The organism is Antrihabitans cavernicola (genome assembly GCF_008297975.1).
GTDB lineage: Bacteria > Actinomycetota > Actinomycetes > Mycobacteriales > Mycobacteriaceae > Antrihabitans > Antrihabitans cavernicola.
In genome coordinates this window covers 119,176-138,335 of record NZ_VLNY01000002.1, presented here as the reverse complement: position 1 = coordinate 138,335, position 19,160 = coordinate 119,176, and the positions used below count along the sequence as shown (strand labels likewise).

Genomic DNA, 19,160 nt, shown 5'->3' with positions numbered 1-19,160 from the left:
GCTAACGCTAGTGTCGAGGCCATGTTCGACGTGGAGCGAGTGCGGCAGGACACTCCGGGATGCCTGGAACGGACCTTCCTCGACAGCGCCGGCTCGTCGCTGCCGCCTGAGCAGGTCCTCGACACCATGACGTCGCACCTTCGACGTGAAGCCCAGATCGGCGGCTATCTGGCGGCAGCGGAACGCGCCGACCTGCTGGCCGTGAAGCAATCGTTGGCGACGCTGATCGGTGCGGCCGGGCCCCACACGATCGCGATGAGTGACAGCGCCAGCCGGTCGTGGACGGATTTCTTCTACTCGGTGCCGCTGGCCGCAGGCGATCGCATCCTCATCTCGGAGGTCGAATACGCGAGCAATGCGATCGCAGCGCTACAGCGTTCGCGAGCCATCGGTGCGACCGTCGATGTCGTGCCGAGCGACTCGACGGGGCAGATCGATCTCGACGCGCTGGACCGCCTGCTCGACGAACGGGTTCGGCTGGTCTCTCTGGTCCACATCCCGACCAACGGCGGTTTGGTCAATCCGGTGCGCGAAGTAGTCGACGCAGCCCACCGGGTCGGAGCCCTCGTGTTGCTCGATGCCTGCCAGTCGGTGGGGCAGGTCGTCGTCGACGTCGTCGAAACAGGCGTCGACGCGCTTTCGGGGACTGGCCGCAAATGGCTGCGCGGGCCACGCGGCACCGGCTTTCTCTATGTCCGCCCGGAACTCGCGACGACGATGGAGCCGGCCCGACTGGACCTGCACAGCGGGGAATGGACCGGTCCGACCGACTACAGCCTTGCCCCGGATGCCAGCCGCTTCGAATTCTGGGAAGCCGGGATCGCGGCACGGCTCGGTTTGGGCACAGCCATCGACTACTTGCTCGAGCTGGGTCCCGACCAGGCGTTCGCCGAGATCGCCGAGCGGGGTCGGTTGCTGCGCGAGCGGTTGTCCGCGGTTGCCGGCGTGACTGTGCGCGACCAGGGCCGCACTCGCGGCGGGATCGTCACCTTCACCGTTGAAGGCCACGATCCGCACGACATCCGCGTCGCGCTGGCGGCGAAGAACATCATCGTCACCGTCAGTGGTCGCGGTTCGACGGTGCTGGACATGGACCGACGCGGCCTCGACGCCGTCGTGCGGGCCTCGCCGCACTATTTCGCCTCGCACGAGGACCTCGACCGCATAGTGACGGCGGTCGAATCGCTGTAGTTCGCAATGCCTGGAGCAGCCGGTTCGCAGGTCAACGTACCCATGCGGTAATGTGTTCGCCGTTGTCTCGGCGAGGGTGAACGCGAAGTGTTTCTCCACTGCTTCGCTCACCGTGATCGACGCGGCGACGGCTCCCGGCCGTCCTCGTCTGTCCCCTTGCTGCGACGAGTTGACCTCAGCCCGAAAGTTAATCGAAGTTCTAGGAGCCGATCGAACATGTCGTCAGATCCGAATCGCCTGGTAGCCATCGTCCGCACCGAATTCGGCAAGGGCGCGGCTCGCCGCACTCGCCGTGACGGACAGGTCCCCGCCGTTCTCTACGGCCACGCCTCGGACCCGCAGCACCTCGCCCTCGACGCGCGCGCGTTCGCCAAGGTCCTGCGTGACAGCGGCACCAACGCCGTGCTCACCCTCGACATCGCGGGCAAGGAGCAGGTCGCGCTGACCAAGTCGGTCGTCGTCCACCCGATCCGCCGCTACATCGAGCATGCCGACCTCCTGGTCATCAAGAAGGGCGAGAAGGTCGTCATCGACGTGCCGGTCGTTGTCACCGGTGAAGCCGCCGCGGGCGCCCTGGTCACGCAGGACGCCAACGTGATTTCGGTCGAGTCCGATGCCACCAAGATCCCGCAGCAGCTCGAGGTTTCCGTGCAGGATGCCGAGATCGGCACCCAGATTCTCGCCGGACAGATCGAGCTGCCGGAAGGCTCCACTCTCAACGCCGATCCCGAGACGCTGATCGTCAACGTGGTGCCTGCCCCGACCGAGGAAGAGCTCGAAGTCGAGGGTGAAGGCGAAGCCGCCGAGGGCGACGAGGCTGCTGTCGACGGCGACGAGGCCGAAGGTGAGGCCGCCGAAGGCGAGTCCACCGAGGGCGACGAGAACTAGCGGGAACTGCACGCCGAGCAATCGGCGGCACTTCACATGTCGGACACAACCCGCGACCCAGCTCTCGTTGTCGGGCTGGGCAATCCGGGCGCACAGTACGAACGCACGCGGCACAACGTCGGCTTCATGGTCGCCGATGTGCTCGCCGACCGAGTCGGCGGCAAGTTCGGTGCGCACAAGAAGTCCGGCGCAGACGTTGTGACGGCGCGGCTCGGCGATCGCCAGGTGGTGATCGCCAAGCCGCGCTCTTTCATGAACGTCTCGGGCAGACCCGTCGCGGCGCTCGCCCGCTTCTTTTCCATCGAGCCCGCGAACATCGTGGTGATTCATGACGAGCTGGACATCGATTTCGGCGTCGTGAGGCTCAAACTCGGTGGCGGCGAAGGCGGCCACAACGGATTGCGATCCATCTCGGCCGCGATCGGATCCAAGGACTATCTACGCACCCGGGTCGGTGTCGGTCGACCACCCGGCCGCATGGATCCCGCATCGTTCGTGCTGAAGCCCTTCTCCACCGTCGAGCGCAAGGATCTCGGTGTGGTGTGCGAGGAGGCCGCCGACGCCGTGGAACTGGTGCTTCAGATCGGCCTCGAAGCCGCTCAGAATCGGCTGCACTAGTTGGAACAGACCGGGCACTGCGGTGGCCAGAGTTCAAGATTTTCTCTATCTCTCGTAAATCGTCGTTCACGCCCCACTGCTGTTGGAGGATGGCACACTTCCTCAGTGGTGGGGGAACGCTTTCTCGATGGTTCGCATGCATCTCTGTGAATTTCGTTCTGCCGCCGTCACTAATCGGCACGGGGAGCGAAGACAATGACAGACACCGTTGAAAGCGACGACACTCACGCGGGGGCGCAACACTTCTGCCGAACGCTAGCGTCGCGCGGCCTTGGACCCGAACCTCGAGTTTTCGTGGCGGGGTGCGGAAAGGGGCACGAAGCGTTGTTCATCAGGAAAGAGTTGGGCGGGTCACTCACCGGAGTGGACATCGGTGAGGAATGGGATCCAGCCCTCGGTTCCGATGTGCCGAACTTTCGACTCGTCGCGGGCAGCGTTCTGGACGTTCCCTTTCCGGACAACAGCTTCGATGTCGTCTTTTATCACCACGTGATCGAACACGTGACGGATCCTGTCGGTTGCCTTCGGGAATTGGGTCGCGTTCTCCGCCCCGGTGGGCTCATCTACCTCGGCACGCCGAATCGGCATCGCGCCGTCGGATACCTCGGCTCGTTCGACGCGAGCGCCAAGGACAAGCTCATGTGGAACCTCAGCGACTACAAAGCGCGACTCGCCGGTCGATTCCACAATGAACTCGGCGCTCACGCGGGCTTCACCGAACACGAGCTGACCGGACTGATGCGCGAGCAGTTCACAGATATCGAGTTCCTGACGGGCGACTATCTGCGTTACAAATACGGAGCGCGGCTACCTGATCGGGCACTTCGCGCAGTGACATCGCGGGCGCTGAGAGGATTCGCGGCTCCCTCTGTCTACGCGATCGCGCGCAAGTCGTGAACTGATTTGTCCGCGCCCCAGCCAGGACGCGCGGGCGGCGAAGTCACAGCGGCGCGAGGCCAGCTTCGGTGTCCGCTATCGACAAGCCATCGTGATAGACCACTCCCGGCGCCGTTATCGCCGGGTCGCGGTAGTAGCCCTGCTTGAAGTAAACACCGCCACCACCAGGCATCAGGGTTCGCACCATGCACCGCGTTTGGCCCGCACACGGCGCAGCTGTGAAAGTTTGCCGAGCGCCGTCGAGCCAGAACTCGATGAAGCCGAAACTGTCGTTCGCCGACCAATGAATGTGCATCTTTATGTCGTTCCACGCACCTCGGTCGATCGGGGCACTCCATGGCGTGAATGTGGGACCGGCAATGCCGGGCGCGTTCCACGTCGAGACGGTAATTCCCCAGTGGTTCGGGCTGATGTTCACCGGGCCGGAGTCGATGGCAACCGGAGGTGAACCGTCCTGGATAGCGTGCCACTGCGAGACTACGGACCAACCCTGTGTGGCCGGAAACCCGGTGTCGAAACGGGTACTCCACTGATACCAGCGATCGTCGCCCTCATTTGCGGCGGTTGCGCCTTCACCGCTCACCTCGGCACGGTCGCCACAGCACAATCCGGCAGGTTGATCGCCACCTCGAACCTGGAATCGGGCAGCAAATCTGCCCTGACGGACAACATCGCTCTCCACCGAGATGCTCTGGCTCGGACCGACAAGGTTGCACGGAAGACTGACAACCTGCACATCTTGGCAGTTCTGCCACTGGTTGAGATTACCGGTCTCGAAGTCGCCGATGAACCCATTGCCTGCCGATGCCAGGGGCGCTCCGGCCTGCGAACAGACCGCCACGAGAAGAAGAAGGAGCGCGGCGGAAACGGAACCGAGTCTCATAGCCAACCACTTTCATCGCGGATGAAGTCAGGCAACATCCACTGTGGAGTCACGACCGCGCGTGGCCAAGAATACCAGGTCGTGACCGATCGACCTGGGCGGGCAACTTGCGGGCAACCGCCTCGATCGTGGATCTCGGCTCAATCAAGACCCAACCAGCGAGGCGGAGTTCGAACGCCGCAACTTCCCGGACGAGGTCTTCGGGATGCTCCCCGGACCGAGAACCGCAACCGTCCGCGGCCGCACGCCTACCTCCGAGAACACCGCATGCACCACGTCGTGCTCGATGCGATTCACCTGCTCTGGATCCTCGAAATCGTTGGTTTCGACTGCGACGGCGAAGCTTTCGCGGCGCTTGCCCGCATCGAGTCGTACCGCGACAGCGTTGCCGGGCCGCACCCCGGCCACGGTGGCGGCAGCACGCTCGATGTCCGTCGGATAGATGTTGCGACCACCCATGATGATGACGTCCTTGGCGCGCCCGCACACGACAACGAAGCCTTCTTCGGTGAAGTAGCCGACGTCGCCGGTGTCGAGCCAACCGTCCTCCGCGCGTGCAGGTTTGGGGCCGTCGAGCGTGATGTAGCCGGGCGTCACCGCCCTACCGCGAACCTCGATGATGCCGACGCCACGCGGCGGAAGCACCTGACGCTCCGAGTCGACGACTCGACCTTCCAACTCCGGCACGATCTTTCCCAATGTTGCGAGAGTGCGCACGTTGCCTTTCTTCGCCGGGACCGCGCGATGCATCGCTTCGAGGAGGTCGGCGTCGACCACATCGACCACCAGCCCCTGATCCGGCTCCTGAATGGACACGGCGAGCGTCGTTTCCGCCATGCCGTAACCGGGGGCGATCGCGGACGCGTTCAAACCGAACCGCTCACCTGCCGCGGCCAACGCCGCCATCGTCGTCGGATCGACCGGTTCCGCACCGTTCCACAGATACCGAATCGATGACAGGTCGATCGCACCGTCGGCGGCTTGGTCGAGCCGACGAGCCAGCAGCGAGTACGCGAAATTCGGTGCGGCCGTTACTGTCCCGCCGTACTTTCCGATCAGCACCGCCCACAGCAACGGCGCCCGCAGAAAGTCCAGCGGAGTGATGCTCACAACCTCGGCACCCACCTGCATCGGCACCGACATGAATCCGATCATGCCCATGTCGTGAAAGAGCGGCAGCCAGCTGATCATCACGTCGTGCTCGGTCTGGAACTTGATGCGGTCGATCATCGCGTACGCATTGGTGTAGAAGTTCTCGTGCGTGATCTGCACGGCCTTCGGCGAACCCGTCGATCCGGACGTCAACTGCTGCAACGCAATATCGTCTTCGGCGGTCTCGACGGGGTCGATGGCGGGACCGTTGCGCAGGCCGTCGATCGTCAGGACGGTGATGCCGCGCTCGGCCAGTAGCGGCGCTGCAGGCTCGAACGGTGACCCGAGCACGACGGCCTTCGCCGCGATCATGCCGAGCACGGTCTCGGTGTCCTTCGCCCATACGCCGAGATCGGTCCGTGGGGTCGGCTGATGAAGCATCGTCACGGACGCTCCACGCATCCAGATCGCCTGGCACGCCGGGGCAATATCGACCGGTTGCCCGGCGAGCACGCCGAGCGCGTCGCCATGCTCGATGCCCGCGCCCCGCAGCCCACCCGCCATCCGTCGCGCCGTCTGGTGAATCTCGCCCCACTGTTGGCGCAGCGGCTCGCCCGGTTCACCGGTCACCAATCCGCGCGTCGAGGTCCTCGCCGTCGCGTACATCTCGTCGGTGAATTTGCTCATGGTCGGCTCCGTCGTGTCGCTACAGAAAGTTATTCGCGGCGACGTTCCGGCTGGATGACTTCGCTCACGTATCGCAGTTCACGAATCCGACGCCGATTCGGTTCGATACCTATTCGCGTAGCTGTCCACGTACTCCTGCCCAGACTTGCGCTGCAGCTCGCGCATCAATTGGTCGGTGGCCGATCTGACGACCGCACGGTGCATCGCGAGTTCGCGGTAGCGCGAGAGGTCGAGGGGCTCGCAGAAGGCGATGTGGACCCGGCCGAGACGCCAGCCTCGGCGACCGCGCGGGTTGACCGATTCGGTTCCCGATATCACTACGGGGATCACCGGCGCGCCTGTCGCCAGCGCCACGCGCATCACCCCCGTCTTGCCCTTGTAGAGCCGGCCGTCCGGAGATCGGGTGCCTTCCGGATAGATCCCCCAGATGCCGCCGGCAGCGAGAATGCGCGTTGCCGCCGAGAGCGCGCCGGTTGCGCCGTCGCCGCCGCTGCGGTCGATAGGCACCTGCCCGACGGCCTTGTAGAACCAGCGGTTCAGCGCGCCCCTGATTCCGGTGCCGGTGAAGTACTCGCTCTTCGCGACGAACGTGATGCGACGACGAACCACCAACGGCAGGTACAGCGAATCGACGAACGTCAGATGATTGCCGGCGAGAATCACCGGTCCCGATGACGGAATATGCTGAGCCCCTTCGACAGTCGGGCGGCCGAGCACCCACAGCACCGGCCCGATCAGAACGTATTTGAGCAATGGATAGAGCATGACGAACCTCTCGTAGACATTGTCTACGCACCGATAGTAGACAATGTCTTTCGTGGCGGCAGACGACGGACTACGAGGACGACTGGTTCGCGCAGGCACCGATCTGCTCGGGCGCGACGGGCTGGACGGACTCGGACTGCGTGCGATCACGCGGGAAGCCGGTGTCTCGCACGGGGCTCCGCGCAGATACTTTCCGACGCATCGCGACCTGCTCGCCGCTGTGGCTCGATCCGGATTCGACGATCTGCTGAGTCGCTTCCAGCCCATCGTTGCGGGTAGCGAAGACCCGACCGACAAGTTGACAGCGCTCGGCATCGAGTTCGTCGAGTTCGCCGTGGACAGGCCTGCGATGTTCGAGTTGATGTTTCGCCACGACCCGATCGACGGCGGACTTGTGGATGGCGCTCCGCTCCGCGAGGTCACGCTGCCGCTGTTCGCAGCCATCGTCGAACTGGTCGACGCCGCTGTGGCGGACTGCGACGACGCGGCCGTTCGTAGCCTCGCGCTGTGGACCAACGTGCACGGAATCGCGGTGCTCGCCGCTAACCGGAGCGTGGAACTTGTTGCCGGTCCAGTCGATCTGCGCGACTTGATCGCGCGGGCTGTCCACGCTCACCTAGCGGTTTGACCTGCACAGATCGGAGTTGCGACGTCGAATCCAGTACCGTAACTCAGACAAAATCTGTAGAGAGGACCACCGTTGACTACGCCGCCCGAATCGGCTGACTCCACTACCGCCGAATCGACGTCTCCCAGCGGCACCGGTGCGACAAGCAAGGGCCTCGACGCCGAAGTCGCCCGTCGGCGAACGTTCGCGGTGATCTCGCACCCCGACGCCGGTAAGTCGACTCTCACCGAAGCCCTCGCGCTGCACGCCAGGATGATCTCCGAGGCAGGCGCCATCCACGGCAAGGCGGGGCGTCGCTCCACCGTGTCCGACTGGATGGAGATGGAGAAGGCGCGCGGCATCTCGGTCAGCTCGACAGCCCTGCAGTTCAACTACGAAGACAGCGTCATCAACCTCGTCGACACCCCCGGGCACTCCGACTTCTCGGAAGACACCTACCGCGTTCTCACAGCCGTCGATGCCGCAGTGATGCTGATCGACGCCGCGAAAGGCTTGGAGCCACAAACGCTCAAGCTGTTCCAGGTCTGTCGCCACCGCGGAATCCCCGTCATCACCGTCATCAACAAGTGGGACCGGCCAGGCCGCGCGCCGCTGGAACTGCTCGACGAGATTCAGGAGCGGATCGGGCTCACGCCGACCCCACTGTTTCTCCCCGTCGGCATCGCGGGCGATTTCCGCGGATTGCTACGACGTGGTGAAGAAGGCAGGGCACAGGAATACATCCGGTTCACGCGGACCGCAGGCGGCGCGACCATCGCACCCGAGGAACTCCTCGACGTCGACGCCGCGCTGGCACGCGAAGGCGACGAGTGGGTCACCGCAGCCGAAGAGAGCGAACTGCTCTCGGCCACCGGCCAGGATCACGATCAGGAACTGTTCCTCGCGGGCCATACGTCACCGGTGATCTACGCGTCGGCCATGTTGAACTTCGGCGTCAAGGAGATCCTCGAGACGCTGGTGGAGCTCGCTCCGCCACCGCACAGCCGCACCGACATCGACGATCACGAGCGCGAAGTGACCGACCCGTTCAGCGCGGTCGTGTTCAAGGTGCAGGCCGGTATGGATACCGCCCACCGCGATCGTCTCGCGTTCATGCGGATCGTGTCCGGGGTCTTCGAGCGGGGCATGGTGGTCACCCACGCGCAGACCGGCAAGCCGTTCACCACCAAGTACGCGCAGACCGTGTTCGGCCGCGAGCGCTCGACAGTGGACAGCGCATACCCGGGCGATGTGGTCGGCCTTGTCAACGCGACGGCGCTGGCACCCGGCCACACGCTCTACACGGACAAGAAGGTCGAGTTTCCGCCGATCCCGTCGTTCGCGCCCGAGTTCTTCTCGATCCTGCGTGCCGAGAGCGCAAGCAAGTACAAACAGTTCCGCAAGGCCGTCGATCAGCTCGACTCCGAAGGGGTTGTTCAGGTGCTGCGCAACGATATTCGCGGCGACGCCTCCCCCGTGCTCGCTGCCGTCGGTCCGATGCAGTTCGAGGTCGTCGCAGCACGTATGAAGGCGGAGTTCAATGTCGAAGCCAGGATGGAACCGCTCGGTTACGGGTTGGCTCGGCGCACCGATGCCGAGTCGGCGGTGGAACTCGGCAGGCAACGCGGCGTCGAGGTGTTCACCAGGTCGGACGGGGTGCTCCTCGCCCTGGTCAGCGACAAATGGCGCCTGCAGTACATCCAGAAGGAAATGCCCGAGCTCACCTTGGAGCCGCTGGTTGCGGCCGCCGACTGAGCGGCGCTGCGCGCCAGTGCGTGAATTTCGGTGCCCTGGCACGGAATTTCACTCACAGGCAACGGAGTTGCACCGGTGGTGAATCCATTGGTCGCACTGCTCGACGCAAAGTTGCAGATCGCCGGGTCGGAGATTCTCTGGCGCGAGATCATCGGCAACCTCTTCGGCCTCGCATCGGCTGTGGGCGGCATGCGCCGCCGCGTGTGGGCGTGGCCGGTCGGTGTTGCAGGCAACGTCTTGCTGTTCACCGTGTTTCTCGGCGGTGTCTTCCACACCCCGCAAGCGCTCGACCTTGCGGGCCAAGCCGGACGCCAAATTCTGTTCATTCTGGTCAGCGGCTACGGCTGGTGGCAGTGGCGGGCAACGCGCGACGGCTCACCGTCCGCCAACGCGGTTCGGCCACACTGGGCGAGCGCTCGCGATCGCTGGTTCCTGATCGGGGCCATGCTCGTCGGGACCGTCGTGTTCGCGCAGATCTTCGGCATGATCGGCTCGTACGGCAAATGGTCCGAGGCCTGGATCTTCACCGGCTCCGTGCTCGCGACCTACGGCATGGCGCGCGGCTGGACGGAGTTCTGGCTGATTTGGATCGGCGTAGACGCTGTCGGCGTCCCGCTACTGCTGAAGGCGGGCTACTACCCGTCGGCGACGCTCTATCTGGTCTATGCGGGATTCGTCGTCTGGGGCTTCGTCGTGTGGCTCAAAGCGACCGGCTCGGAACCGCCGCTGCAACGCCAGTCGGTACCGCTGCGATAGTTCACGGCCACAGTGTCTGCTGTGACCAGCTCCGCGTCTCGTCGGCCCGGCTGTAGCGCCAGCGTAGGTGCCGCCGGCCCGGATCTGCTTGCCAGAACTCGACGCTGGTGGCCACCAAACACCATGCGCGCCAATGGTCCGGAACAAACGACGAGTTGCCTTCGATCACCGCGGCGGCCTTGTCGACCGCTCGTCGATACTCGACCTCGTCAGCGAGCACCTCGCTCTGTTCGCTGGCCGACGCGACTGCGCGTGCCGTGGGCGAACGATCCCGGAAGTCCCGGGCTGTCGTAGCGGCATCGCCCGATCGAGCAGCTCCGACGATGCGCACCTGCCGCCCGTGTTCACGCCAGTAGAACGTCAGCGCCGCAAACGGATCGGCCTCTAGCTGAAGACCTTTCGGCGAGAAGACCGGGCCGGAGAACCACCAGCCGTTCGGCGTCACATCGCGCAGCACCAGCACACGGGCGTCAGCTCCACCGCCAACTCCCGCCGTCGCGAGCACACCGACGTTGGCCTCCGGGATCCCCGAAACGGCAGCGTGTTCCAGCCAATCCAGAAACACGACGTACGGTTCGACCGCAGGATCGGGCGGCGACGAATCTGGCCTGTCCAACGCCGCCATCGGGAACGTGCGTAGCCACGATCTGATGTCCGGCAGACTGTCTCGCGGACCGACCTCGCTCATCCGACGTCCGTCGGATCCTTCAACGGGCCGCTCAGCATCCAGCGATGACCGAAGGGGTCGATCAGCGTGGCGTTTCGGTGTCCGTAACTCTCGGAGATCCACCGCTCCACCGTTCCGCCCGCATCGTGTGCACGTGCGAGAACGTCGTCGGTGTCGGCGACTGGCAACATCATCGACACCGAGGTGGCTCCGGATTCCGGTGCTGTCAAACCGATTTCGGGGAATTCCTCAGCCAGGTAGATCATCCCGGTATGTAGCCGTAGCTCGGCGTGCCCGATGCGCCCGTCGTCCATCACGATCGGCTCGCCGATCACCTCGGCATCGAAAGCCTTGCGATACCAGTCGATGGCTGCGCTGGCACCGCGCACCGTGAGGTACGGAAGCGCACCGGGACGGGGAAAAGGCGTGTCGTTCATCTGGTTTCGCTCCTCACTCCCGCGATTCGATGTGGGCGGGGATCAACTCGGCCGGAATCTCTTCTCGTGTACAAGGTTTCGCAACAGCAGTGAACCAGCCCCGATAGCTCAGCAACTCCCCCATCGCCGGGCTGCGCACCGACACTTCGATGGTGTGACGCTGATTCGTCTCGTCCCACCCCTCGCGTGCCTCGGTGATCGCGGACATGACCGCGGGCGCGCGAATCGTGAACGGCCACGTCAGAACTCGGGGCGGATCGCTGTGCAGCAACAACGCTCCGTCTTCGCCGACGGAGCACGAGGTGTGCACCACCATGTCCGGCTTGTTGCCCAGATAGTCCAGCGCACTGTCGGTACCGGTGACCATCAGGGAGTTGAGAATGCCGGTGCGGCCGGGGAACGCGAATCTACGGCCGAAGGCCAGCACCTCACGTCCGAGGGTGTCTCGATAGGCATAGTTGGCAATCGTGAACGGAACGTTTGCGCCGACACCGGGCGGAAACAGCCCCCGGCGCGCACCGATCCGGAGCACCGGAGCGGGCAGCAATCTAGTGGCGCTGATCTCCTCCATCACGCCCGTGCCGATCTGACAGACGTCGTCGGCCGACGAAAAGCCGAAGCGCCAAGCCACTTTCGGATGCAACAGCGAAAAATCCGAACCCAACGAGCCGGCCACCACCGAGGTCATGACCACGACGACGATTCCGAGAGCGCCCATCGGTTGGAGGTCAAGCGGAAGCTGGGAATGTCGGTGAGCGAGAAGACTCCCTCGTAGGTGCGCTCATAGCCGGTGTGCACGATGCGCCATTTTCCGTCGTCGCACAGCCGATAGTTGTCGGAGTAGAACGCCGCGCCACGCAGCACCATGTTGTGCTCGGGAATCATCACCGTATCGGCCAGGTACCAAGTCCCGGTAGCGGTTTCGCCGCCAGGGTCGATGTCGATCTCCGGGTGGTCGCACCGATGCTCGGTGATGACGTGCGTTCCGAGCGTGTTGCGCATGAAGGCGACGAACTCGTCGCGTGACTCGAACTGGAGCGCCTCACCGTAGGTGGACGTTGCCTCCGCGACCATCGTGTCGGCGAAATCGTCCCACGACTTGGTGTCGAGGCAACGCAGGTAGCGGTACTTGAGACGACTGATGGCTGCGACAGCGTCGTGGTCCATGTAGATACCATCTCACCTGCGCCGACACTTCGATGCGCGAATTGCCGTGACGAATCTGCGTCAAATACCGATTCCGGTGGCGTTCGACGATTCGAGCGTGAAGCAGGTTCGGCAGAAGTCGACGCCGAAATCGGTGAGGGCGACGCGCTTGCGGACGATCTTCGGCGCACGCCCGGCACGTTTGACCGCGGCATCGACCTTCGGCTGCACCTCGAGCACCATGTACCGACTCAGCTCCACCGGTTCGTCGGCGATCGCCAAGAGCCCCAAGCGCTTCAGATTGATCAGATACGAGCGCGACCGCTCCGGATGCCTGCACCCGGCCTGTTCCGACACCGACGACAGGTCCGATTCGATCAATTCGGACCCGATGCCCAACGGCCGGTTGGTACGCACGTCGACGATCGGCTGGTTGCCGTTGAGTGCCAGGAAACGGAGCATCCGCGCCTCGTCCGGCGCCAACTCGCCCAGGATTCGCCCGTACGCGGGATGCATCGCGTCTTCGCTGTACACGTTGGCGGAGGTCGCAAGCAGTTCGTCGCCACGACGTCGCAACTCCTCGGCCGAGCTTTCGCGCGACGTCAGTGTCGGCGTTGCGTCGTTGCCGGACTGCAGATTTCCGGTCGGCACGTAGCTGACGATCTCGCGCACCGACTCTTCGGTGACACCGAGAGTGGTCCGGGCAAGCGACCGCAAACGGGCCGACGCGCGCTCGGCTACGTCTTCGGGTGAGTCGCCCTCCATCGCCGCGGCGACCACCTGCCTGCCTGCGTCGATGGTGGTTCCGGCCGCCCAGGTTCCGCCGCGTATGGCGGTACCCGCGGCGAGACCCGCAACCCGGAAGACGCCCCGCAGAATGCGCGCCTCGGGGCTGATCTGCGCGGGCAGATTGGCACCGGTGCGTGTGACCTCATTGTTGCCGCTTCGTGCAATTTCGCTAGCCATGTCGATGTCCCATCGCGTCGGTCACACCCCGAAAATCGCCAGGTGCAGGAAGCCACCAAGTGACCCTAATACCGCACCGTGAACGAACAGCAGCCACTCGTCCTGTTTGGTCGCCGACCGCAGTAGATCGACGAAATCCTCGAGGCTGAGCTTGCTCATCTGGGTCGCGACGAACAATCGAATACGACCCGCCTGCTGTGCGGAAAACTCTCTGTCACTCATCGCGTCGGTGGCGAACTTCATCGCCGCGGGGGCGATGGCGACCTGAAGTCGGTCGTACTCCTCGCTACCGACCGACATCTTGACCGCAATCCGCGCACGCCCGACGGCGTGATCGATCGCGCCGCCCATGACTGTCTCCAGCATCTGGCGGGTGCGATCGGATCGGGGCCCGAACATCAGTTCCTTGGCGATGTTCTCGGTCGTGATGACGTCGTCGGCGATCAGGTCCGCAAAACCGCCGATCACTTCTGGCCTTCGCTTGAGCATCAGCCCCTGGCGCCACGGCAACCAGCGGGTGGGCTGGATCGGCTCGTAGATCAGCGTGATACCCAGATAGTTGACGATGTAGCCGATCACGACACCGCCGAGCGGTAGCACCCACCAGAACGGCAGCAGGTGCAGCACGCCGACCAGGACGAAACCCATCGGGTAGCCGAAGTAGAAGCCGAAGTTGACCATGAACTTCAGCTCTTTGGCGCCCATCTCGCGGAAGATGCTGTTGAGCAGTTTCGGATGCTCGGTCAGATGCCGGATCGCCATCCACTTGGGATCGAGCAGTTCTTCGATGTGATCGCCGAGGGTCGCCGTGATTCGGCTGGCGTTCTCGGGGAGTTCGCTTTCGACCCGCCGATAGATTGCTTCCTTGGCAAAGCCGGGCAGGTTGTACCACAGGCGCGGATTTTCGCGCCGCATCAGGTTGTGAACCAGCTCGCGAATTTCGGGCTGCGCAATCTTCACGAATTGTTCGGCAATGCTGTCCGGATCCAACTCGCGATAGAAATCGGAAACGCTGCCCAATTTCGACAGGCTCTTGTCGACGGCAATGCTCGCCATCTTTTCGGCGCGCGACGGAACCATCCCTTGCCAGCCGATGCGGCCGTCCGAATGAAATACCGGCAGCACCTGCACCCGGCGCGGTAGATAGGGATACGCGAATTTGAGGCCCGGTAGATGAAATCCGTAGAACCGTAGCGGCGCGAACAACATCAGGACGCCTGTCCAGTTCGTTATGTAGCCGATCACGCCGGTGAACAGCGGGATCGTAATCAGCTCCATGAGCAGCTTGTGATCCACGAGCAAGACACCTCCTGACCAGTGCTGGCGTCGCGAGCCTCCCACGAGTCCATCCCGTGCAGGCGCAACGAAGAGTACCTTGACGACAAGTCGCCCAGGCACCTCCGAACTCGCCTGGCCGGGGGTTTTCCAGCGCTGATTTCGGGGCCATTTCCGCGCCCCGACGCCGCAAACAGTGAACTCCGTCCGAATGACCGGCGACTGGGGAAGAATCGAGCGAGGTACGACCTCGATCATCGATTTCGAACGCGCGGAGGATTGGCTGATGGGTAGTTACCCACGGGTTTTGATCGGAACCGACGGATCTGTCGATTCGGCGATTGCAGTCGATGTCGGATCCACAATCGCCGCCCGACTGGGCGTTCCGGTCAGCATTCTCACGGTGTGGACGGGCGACGATAACGTACCCGGATCGCGTGACTACGAGTGGGCGAAAAGTGTGACCGACAACGCAGAAGAACTCGTCACAGGACGCGGCGTGAGCGATGTGACGGGCGAGCAATTGAGCGGAAAGCCGGAAGAGGAACTGCTCCGAGTGGCAACCGAGCAGCCCGAGACCCTGCTGGTCGTCGGTGGCCGCGGGCTCACGAAGGCATCCAGTCGAGTTTCGGGGAGCGTGTCCAACCGGTTGTCGCACCACAGCCCTGCCGACGTCCTGTTCGCGCAGGGACCGCTACGCGAATCGGGTGCCAGGGTAGGTCTCACCACCGACGGCTCGGTCACCTCCCGGCTCGCCGTCCGGCGCGGGCTCGAACTGGCGCTCGCACTCGGCGCGACCCCACATGTCGTGACGGTTGCCAAGGACCAGGGCGAGGGCGAGCGTTTGATGGGCGCCAGCCTGGGCGAACTGGGCATCGACGTCCCTGACGTGACCCCGGAGCGCGACATCCTGATCGGCGTACTCCCCGCGAAGGCGCTGATCGATGCGGCCTCGAACTACGACATCATGGTTATCGGTAATCGCAGCATGAGCGGTCCGTCGCGCCTGCTCGGATCGATCGCCAACAAAGTGACGCACGGCGTCGAAGGCAACTTACTTCTGGTGAATACTTCCAGCGAGTAACCCACACCACATTCGGCCGCATTACTTCGCAACAAAAGGAGTAATGCGGCCTTCTTCATGCCGTTTCGTGATCGCCGTCACATTACGGGGGGTGCTTGTGAACGTCATCCCATTCGCTTTCTTATCGGATGAGCAGCGCCGAAGCTGATGTTGAACCAAATATCGAATTGATAGAAATTCAACTCTTTTGGGAGACATCATGGCGCAGCTACCGATTCTCATCGTTGCTTATTTCTTCGGTGCGGTGACCTACCTGGCCGCGCATGCCTGGATTGTCGTTCCTGTCATCGTCGCAGCATGGCTGCTGCTGTTCGTGCCGAACAAGACGTGGGCCAAACTGCGTGGCACCGCTGCCACGACCGGGCGCCTGACAGCTCGCGAAGCCTCGCCGGTTCGCAACGCCACACCGCAGGCCTCCCGCGCCCGCGAGCTGGCACACAGCCGCTGACCGGCAAACCGCCCGCGGAATCCCGTCAGCGTCCGCCGGGCTGAGCGCCCGTCGGCGGTGACGGGCATTGCTGCGTTCCGCGCGCGACCTTCACAGTGAAACCCGGTGCCGCGAGCGTGTTGGGAACATCGATGTTCTGCACGTTTGCCGAAATATCGCGTAGATCGATCTTCTGGGCTTGCAGGCCGAAGCTGTCGGAAGCGCCGTCCAACGAGATGGAACTTCCTGCCACCTGCACATCGGCAGCATTCTTGTTCACCTGAGCATTTCCGGTAGTTCCGACGTATCCCTTCACATAGGTCGCGTTCAGCACCACGCCGTCGAGAGCAATTTCGTAGGTGGATGGGTCTTTGTCACCGGCGGTGATCAGGACGGTGTACGTCATACCCATGACCTTCACCGGCTGTGCGAGGCACAGACCGTTCGCTATTGCCTTACCTACGCCTACCCGTCGAACGAAGGTGCTGCCGACTGTTCCGTCCGGATTTTTCGTCGGGTTGGCTGCGATGATCAAGCCGACGCCGTCACCACGAAGTCCGGCGGTGACGAGGGTCGCGTCTGTCGATTGGGCAACCACCGACGCGGCAAGCACACCCTTGCCGATACTGAGGCCGATACCGCCCACAACCAGCAAAACGGGCAGCAGCACAGCGAATACCCGGGGCCACCGGGTGCCGTTTCGATCTTCTGACTCCACCGTCATGGAAGGCCCCTCACTTCCGCCTTCGGCAGTTTGATCGACGGCGAATCTGGCGATGTCGCGACACTCAACGCGTACACGTTGACATCGAGGTCCGTCACCGGTAGCACGTTGGGCAGCGGCACCCCGTAGTCGATGAGCACCTCGAGAACCGGTAGCAGCGCGGTGAGTTGCACACACGGCCCGACCGGGCCGAGCGGGCTGTTGGCAAACGGCGCGAAGATGCTGCCGATGAGCTGCAGCAGCGAGTCGAGTCGACCGCCGAGCACCCCCGCATACGTGTTCACCACCGTCGCCAACGTCTGCGCTGTGATGCAGATCTTGAGGCTGTTGACCTTCCCCCACAGCTCCGTTGTCGCAGTCTTGTTGCCGATGGCCGCGGTCTCGGCGCCGCTCCCTCGGTTCGCGATCTCGAAGGAATAGAGAGGTTCCTGCGGTGCGCGTGGCTGTAATTCGGTGATGGTGAGGTTGTCGAGATCGACCTCGTTGAAGCGCAGATAGATCGTGTCAGGCGGTGACGCTGCTCCGTTTGTCAACGGAATCGGATGGTTGACGACGACCTTCTGCAGGTTGGTCAACCTGACGGTCGGCGACTTCACGACCACCGGAAAGGGCGGCGGCAGGTAGCCGACCGACTCCGGGGCGGGCGCGGGAGCTTGGTGCAGGCCGAGCGCGGACGCGACCTTCGCTGGACCGTACGCCGTCCCGACGATGAGCAAGGCCGCGCATGCGACGACCGTGGCACGGCCGACTCGCACACGAACCGGCCAGAACCGTCGGCTCACGTCTCCGTCTCGCCGGCTTCGGAACCGGTTGTCACCGAATCCTTTTCGGATGGCGGCGCGGCGTCGTGTCCACTGGGTTCAGGCGTAGGAGGCTCCTCTGCGGAAGCTGTTACGTCGCCGGTCTTCTCAGCATCGCCCGGCGGCACGTCGATGTCGGCGCGAGCCGACTTACGCGGCTTCTTGGGTCCCCAACTTAGGACCATCGCAGCACCGACGACCCCGAACAGCATTCCGACGAACATACCCCCGAGATTGGACAGCACCAGCGACGCGATCGCCAGCATCACGGCGATGATGCCCGCCACGTATCGCTGACTCGGCGCGGACCAGGCAATGAGCCCGCACACGATCAAACCGCCGCCGGTCAACCAGCCACCGAAGCCTGCCATTCCGGCAGAGACGACCACCTGGAGGGGAACCATCGACAGCCGCACGATCAGCCAGCCACCGACGATCATCCACAGTCCACCCCAGAAGGGTCTGGTGCGCCGGAAGGCACCGAACCAGGACCTCGCCCCCGCGCTCTTGTGCCAGCCGGTGATCAGCAGGCTTCGCGACCTTGCTACGACATCGTGTGCCGTAGAGAACGCTCGCGCGGTGGGCCCTGTCGATTCTGCAGGTGCTTCGTCGTGATCACCCGGGGCGGTTCGCTCCTTGAATTTCAGCATCCTGTCGCCGTCCCGGGCTTGAGGCTGATCTTCAGATGCGGAATCGCCAACTGACCGACCACCTGGGCGTTGTATGCGGTCGCGTTGATGTTGTTGAGTGTCACGACCCCGTCCGTGACGTCCAGGCCGAAGCCACCCGCCTGTCCACCGAGGTTCTGTCCAGCCGCGTTGATCTCGTCGGCCGAGCGTCCGAGGACTGCCTTGGACAGCAATGCGGGCATGGCATCCAGATCGGTGACATCGAACATGACGTTCTGGCCGCCCGCTTTCTGGTCACCTGCCGACGAGACCAGGATGGAGTAGCCCGCGCCCATGAAGTTCTGCTTTGCGATCAGGCACAGCCCCGAAATGTCTGCCGAGTTCAGGCCGGCGTGCACCACGGCCGTCGGCGCCACCGATCCGTCGTCGTTCTTGACGTTGCTCGCTCCGATCACCGCGCCGAGCCCGTTACCGGTGAGCTCCGTCGCGTGGATCTCGAACGGCTGGTTGGACACGTTGAAGCTGGTAGCGAGTACGCCTTGCCCGATCCCGGCCGCGACGAATCCAGTGGCGATCACCGTGGGCACCAGGATCGCAACCCCTCGCCCCCATCGCGTTCCGTGTCGGGTCTCCGCAGATACGAGCATCTGGGCGTTCCACGCTTGCGCGGCGTGCGTGCCCTGCTCGCGACCGCGTTGCGCTAGGTTTACAGCCGTCCGTGCCAGCCGGCTCGCGCTGCGCCGAATCGGATTATTCATGCGGAAAGACCCTTCGTGCGTTCGACAAGGTTTCGGTGAACTCGCCCGATGTGTTTGCGGAGCGCGGTGCGAGTATGACTTGCGCAAGCCGAGCACGTTCACGGATCG

The 19,160-nt window shown here is 63.7% G+C and carries 22 protein-coding genes; 9 read left to right on the top strand and 13 right to left on the bottom strand.

Translation table 11 applies throughout. The features are described 5' to 3' along the window. Window positions 1-21: 21 nt before the first annotated feature. The 4 genes from FOY51_RS04400 (at window position 22) to FOY51_RS04385 (ending at window position 3,594) form a co-directional block, all read left to right on the top strand. On the top strand, window positions 22-1,191 hold the full coding sequence (locus FOY51_RS04400) for an aminotransferase class V-fold PLP-dependent enzyme (protein WP_149429001.1): 1,170 nt from the start codon (window positions 22-24) through the stop codon (window positions 1,189-1,191). A 216-nt stretch (window positions 1,192-1,407) separates the two neighbouring features. Then, entirely contained in the window at window positions 1,408-2,079 is a 672-nt protein-coding gene (locus FOY51_RS04395) for a 50S ribosomal protein L25/general stress protein Ctc (protein WP_149429000.1), read from the top strand. Between the two features lie 36 nt (window positions 2,080-2,115). Then, a complete protein-coding gene (gene pth / locus FOY51_RS04390) occupies window positions 2,116-2,697 on the top strand; it encodes an aminoacyl-tRNA hydrolase (protein ID WP_149428999.1) in 582 nt (193 codons plus the stop codon). A 195-nt stretch (window positions 2,698-2,892) separates the two neighbouring features. Continuing rightward, complete coding sequence (locus FOY51_RS04385; RefSeq protein ID WP_149428998.1) at window positions 2,893-3,594, top strand: class I SAM-dependent methyltransferase; 702 nt, start codon at window positions 2,893-2,895, stop codon at window positions 3,592-3,594. Between the two features lie 43 nt (window positions 3,595-3,637). On the opposite strand, the gene FOY51_RS04380 is transcribed toward FOY51_RS04385, so the two are convergent. The 3 genes from FOY51_RS04380 to FOY51_RS04370 form a co-directional block, all read right to left on the bottom strand. Beyond that, on the bottom strand, window positions 3,638-4,477 hold the full coding sequence (locus FOY51_RS04380) for a polysaccharide lyase family 20 protein (RefSeq protein WP_149428997.1): 840 nt from the start codon (window positions 4,475-4,477) through the stop codon (window positions 3,638-3,640). Window positions 4,478-4,621: 144 nt separating this feature from the next. After that, window positions 4,622-6,256 carry a fatty acyl-AMP ligase gene (locus tag FOY51_RS04375; protein ID WP_149428996.1) on the bottom strand — a complete coding sequence of 545 codons (1,635 nt, stop codon included), beginning with the start codon at window positions 6,254-6,256 and terminating at the stop codon, window positions 4,622-4,624. A gap of 78 nt (window positions 6,257-6,334) precedes the next feature. Then, window positions 6,335-7,021 carry a lysophospholipid acyltransferase family protein gene (locus FOY51_RS04370; RefSeq protein WP_149428995.1) on the bottom strand — a complete coding sequence of 229 codons (687 nt, stop codon included), beginning with the start codon at window positions 7,019-7,021 and terminating at the stop codon, window positions 6,335-6,337. Between the two features lie 52 nt (window positions 7,022-7,073). On the opposite strand from FOY51_RS04370, the gene FOY51_RS04365 reads away from it, so the two are divergent. The 3 genes from FOY51_RS04365 (at window position 7,074) to FOY51_RS04355 (ending at window position 10,139) form a co-directional block, all read left to right on the top strand. Further along, a complete protein-coding gene (locus FOY51_RS04365; RefSeq protein WP_235916110.1) occupies window positions 7,074-7,649 on the top strand; it encodes a TetR/AcrR family transcriptional regulator in 576 nt (191 codons plus the stop codon). A gap of 72 nt (window positions 7,650-7,721) precedes the next feature. After that, window positions 7,722-9,383, top strand: a complete 1,662-nt coding sequence (locus FOY51_RS04360) for a peptide chain release factor 3 (RefSeq protein WP_149428993.1) — start codon at window positions 7,722-7,724, stop codon at window positions 9,381-9,383. 78 nt (window positions 9,384-9,461) lie between these two features. Further along, complete coding sequence (locus FOY51_RS04355) at window positions 9,462-10,139, top strand: nicotinamide mononucleotide transporter family protein (RefSeq protein WP_149429483.1); 678 nt, start codon at window positions 9,462-9,464, stop codon at window positions 10,137-10,139. A gap of 1 nt (window position 10,140) precedes the next feature. Here FOY51_RS04355 and FOY51_RS04350 read toward each other — a convergent pair whose 3' ends face one another. Genes FOY51_RS04350 through FOY51_RS04325 form a run of 6 tightly spaced genes read right to left on the bottom strand, consistent with a single transcriptional unit; the run spans window position 10,141 to window position 14,633 of the window. Beyond that, window positions 10,141-10,827: a pyridoxine/pyridoxamine 5'-phosphate oxidase gene (locus FOY51_RS04350; RefSeq protein ID WP_149428992.1), complete on the bottom strand. Its 687-nt coding sequence runs from the start codon at window positions 10,825-10,827 to the stop codon at window positions 10,141-10,143. Continuing rightward, window positions 10,824-11,243 carry a VOC family protein gene (locus FOY51_RS04345; RefSeq protein ID WP_149428991.1) on the bottom strand — a complete coding sequence of 140 codons (420 nt, stop codon included), beginning with the start codon at window positions 11,241-11,243 and terminating at the stop codon, window positions 10,824-10,826. Before FOY51_RS04345 ends, FOY51_RS04350 begins: the two co-directional genes overlap by 4 nt. 13 nt (window positions 11,244-11,256) lie before the next feature. Continuing rightward, window positions 11,257-11,961, bottom strand: a complete 705-nt coding sequence (locus FOY51_RS04340) for a DUF4166 domain-containing protein (protein ID WP_235916109.1) — start codon at window positions 11,959-11,961, stop codon at window positions 11,257-11,259. Further along, window positions 11,928-12,410 carry a nuclear transport factor 2 family protein gene (locus tag FOY51_RS04335; protein WP_149428990.1) on the bottom strand — a complete coding sequence of 161 codons (483 nt, stop codon included), beginning with the start codon at window positions 12,408-12,410 and terminating at the stop codon, window positions 11,928-11,930. The genes FOY51_RS04340 and FOY51_RS04335 overlap by 34 nt, the downstream gene beginning before the upstream one ends. A 60-nt stretch (window positions 12,411-12,470) precedes the next feature. Beyond that, window positions 12,471-13,355: a DUF4393 domain-containing protein gene (locus tag FOY51_RS04330; RefSeq protein WP_149428989.1), complete on the bottom strand. Its 885-nt coding sequence runs from the start codon at window positions 13,353-13,355 to the stop codon at window positions 12,471-12,473. Between the two features lie 21 nt (window positions 13,356-13,376). Then, window positions 13,377-14,633, bottom strand: a complete 1,257-nt coding sequence (locus FOY51_RS04325) for a DUF445 domain-containing protein (protein ID WP_149429481.1) — start codon at window positions 14,631-14,633, stop codon at window positions 13,377-13,379. Window positions 14,634-14,916: 283 nt separating this feature from the next. On the opposite strand from FOY51_RS04325, the gene FOY51_RS04320 reads away from it, so the two are divergent. Both FOY51_RS04320 and FOY51_RS04315 read left to right on the top strand, forming a co-directional pair. Then, on the top strand, window positions 14,917-15,714 hold the full coding sequence (locus FOY51_RS04320; RefSeq protein WP_187776177.1) for a universal stress protein: 798 nt from the start codon (window positions 14,917-14,919) through the stop codon (window positions 15,712-15,714). A 199-nt stretch (window positions 15,715-15,913) separates the two neighbouring features. Beyond that, window positions 15,914-16,162, top strand: a complete 249-nt coding sequence (locus FOY51_RS04315) for a hypothetical protein (RefSeq protein WP_149428987.1) — start codon at window positions 15,914-15,916, stop codon at window positions 16,160-16,162. A 25-nt stretch (window positions 16,163-16,187) separates the two neighbouring features. Here FOY51_RS04315 and FOY51_RS04310 read toward each other — a convergent pair whose 3' ends face one another. Genes FOY51_RS04310 through FOY51_RS04295 form a run of 4 tightly spaced genes read right to left on the bottom strand, consistent with a single transcriptional unit; the run spans window position 16,188 to window position 19,052 of the window. Next, window positions 16,188-16,865: a DUF6230 family protein gene (locus FOY51_RS04310; RefSeq protein WP_149428986.1), complete on the bottom strand. Its 678-nt coding sequence runs from the start codon at window positions 16,863-16,865 to the stop codon at window positions 16,188-16,190. Next, a complete protein-coding gene (locus FOY51_RS04305; protein WP_149428985.1) occupies window positions 16,862-17,647 on the bottom strand; it encodes a hypothetical protein in 786 nt (261 codons plus the stop codon). The genes FOY51_RS04310 and FOY51_RS04305 overlap by 4 nt, the downstream gene beginning before the upstream one ends. Next, window positions 17,644-18,315 carry a DUF6114 domain-containing protein gene (locus FOY51_RS27105; RefSeq protein WP_187776176.1) on the bottom strand — a complete coding sequence of 224 codons (672 nt, stop codon included), beginning with the start codon at window positions 18,313-18,315 and terminating at the stop codon, window positions 17,644-17,646. The genes FOY51_RS04305 and FOY51_RS27105 overlap by 4 nt, the downstream gene beginning before the upstream one ends. After that, window positions 18,309-19,052 carry a DUF6230 family protein gene (locus FOY51_RS04295; protein ID WP_149428984.1) on the bottom strand — a complete coding sequence of 248 codons (744 nt, stop codon included), beginning with the start codon at window positions 19,050-19,052 and terminating at the stop codon, window positions 18,309-18,311. Before FOY51_RS04295 ends, FOY51_RS27105 begins: the two co-directional genes overlap by 7 nt. Window positions 19,053-19,160: the final 108 nt, after the last annotated feature.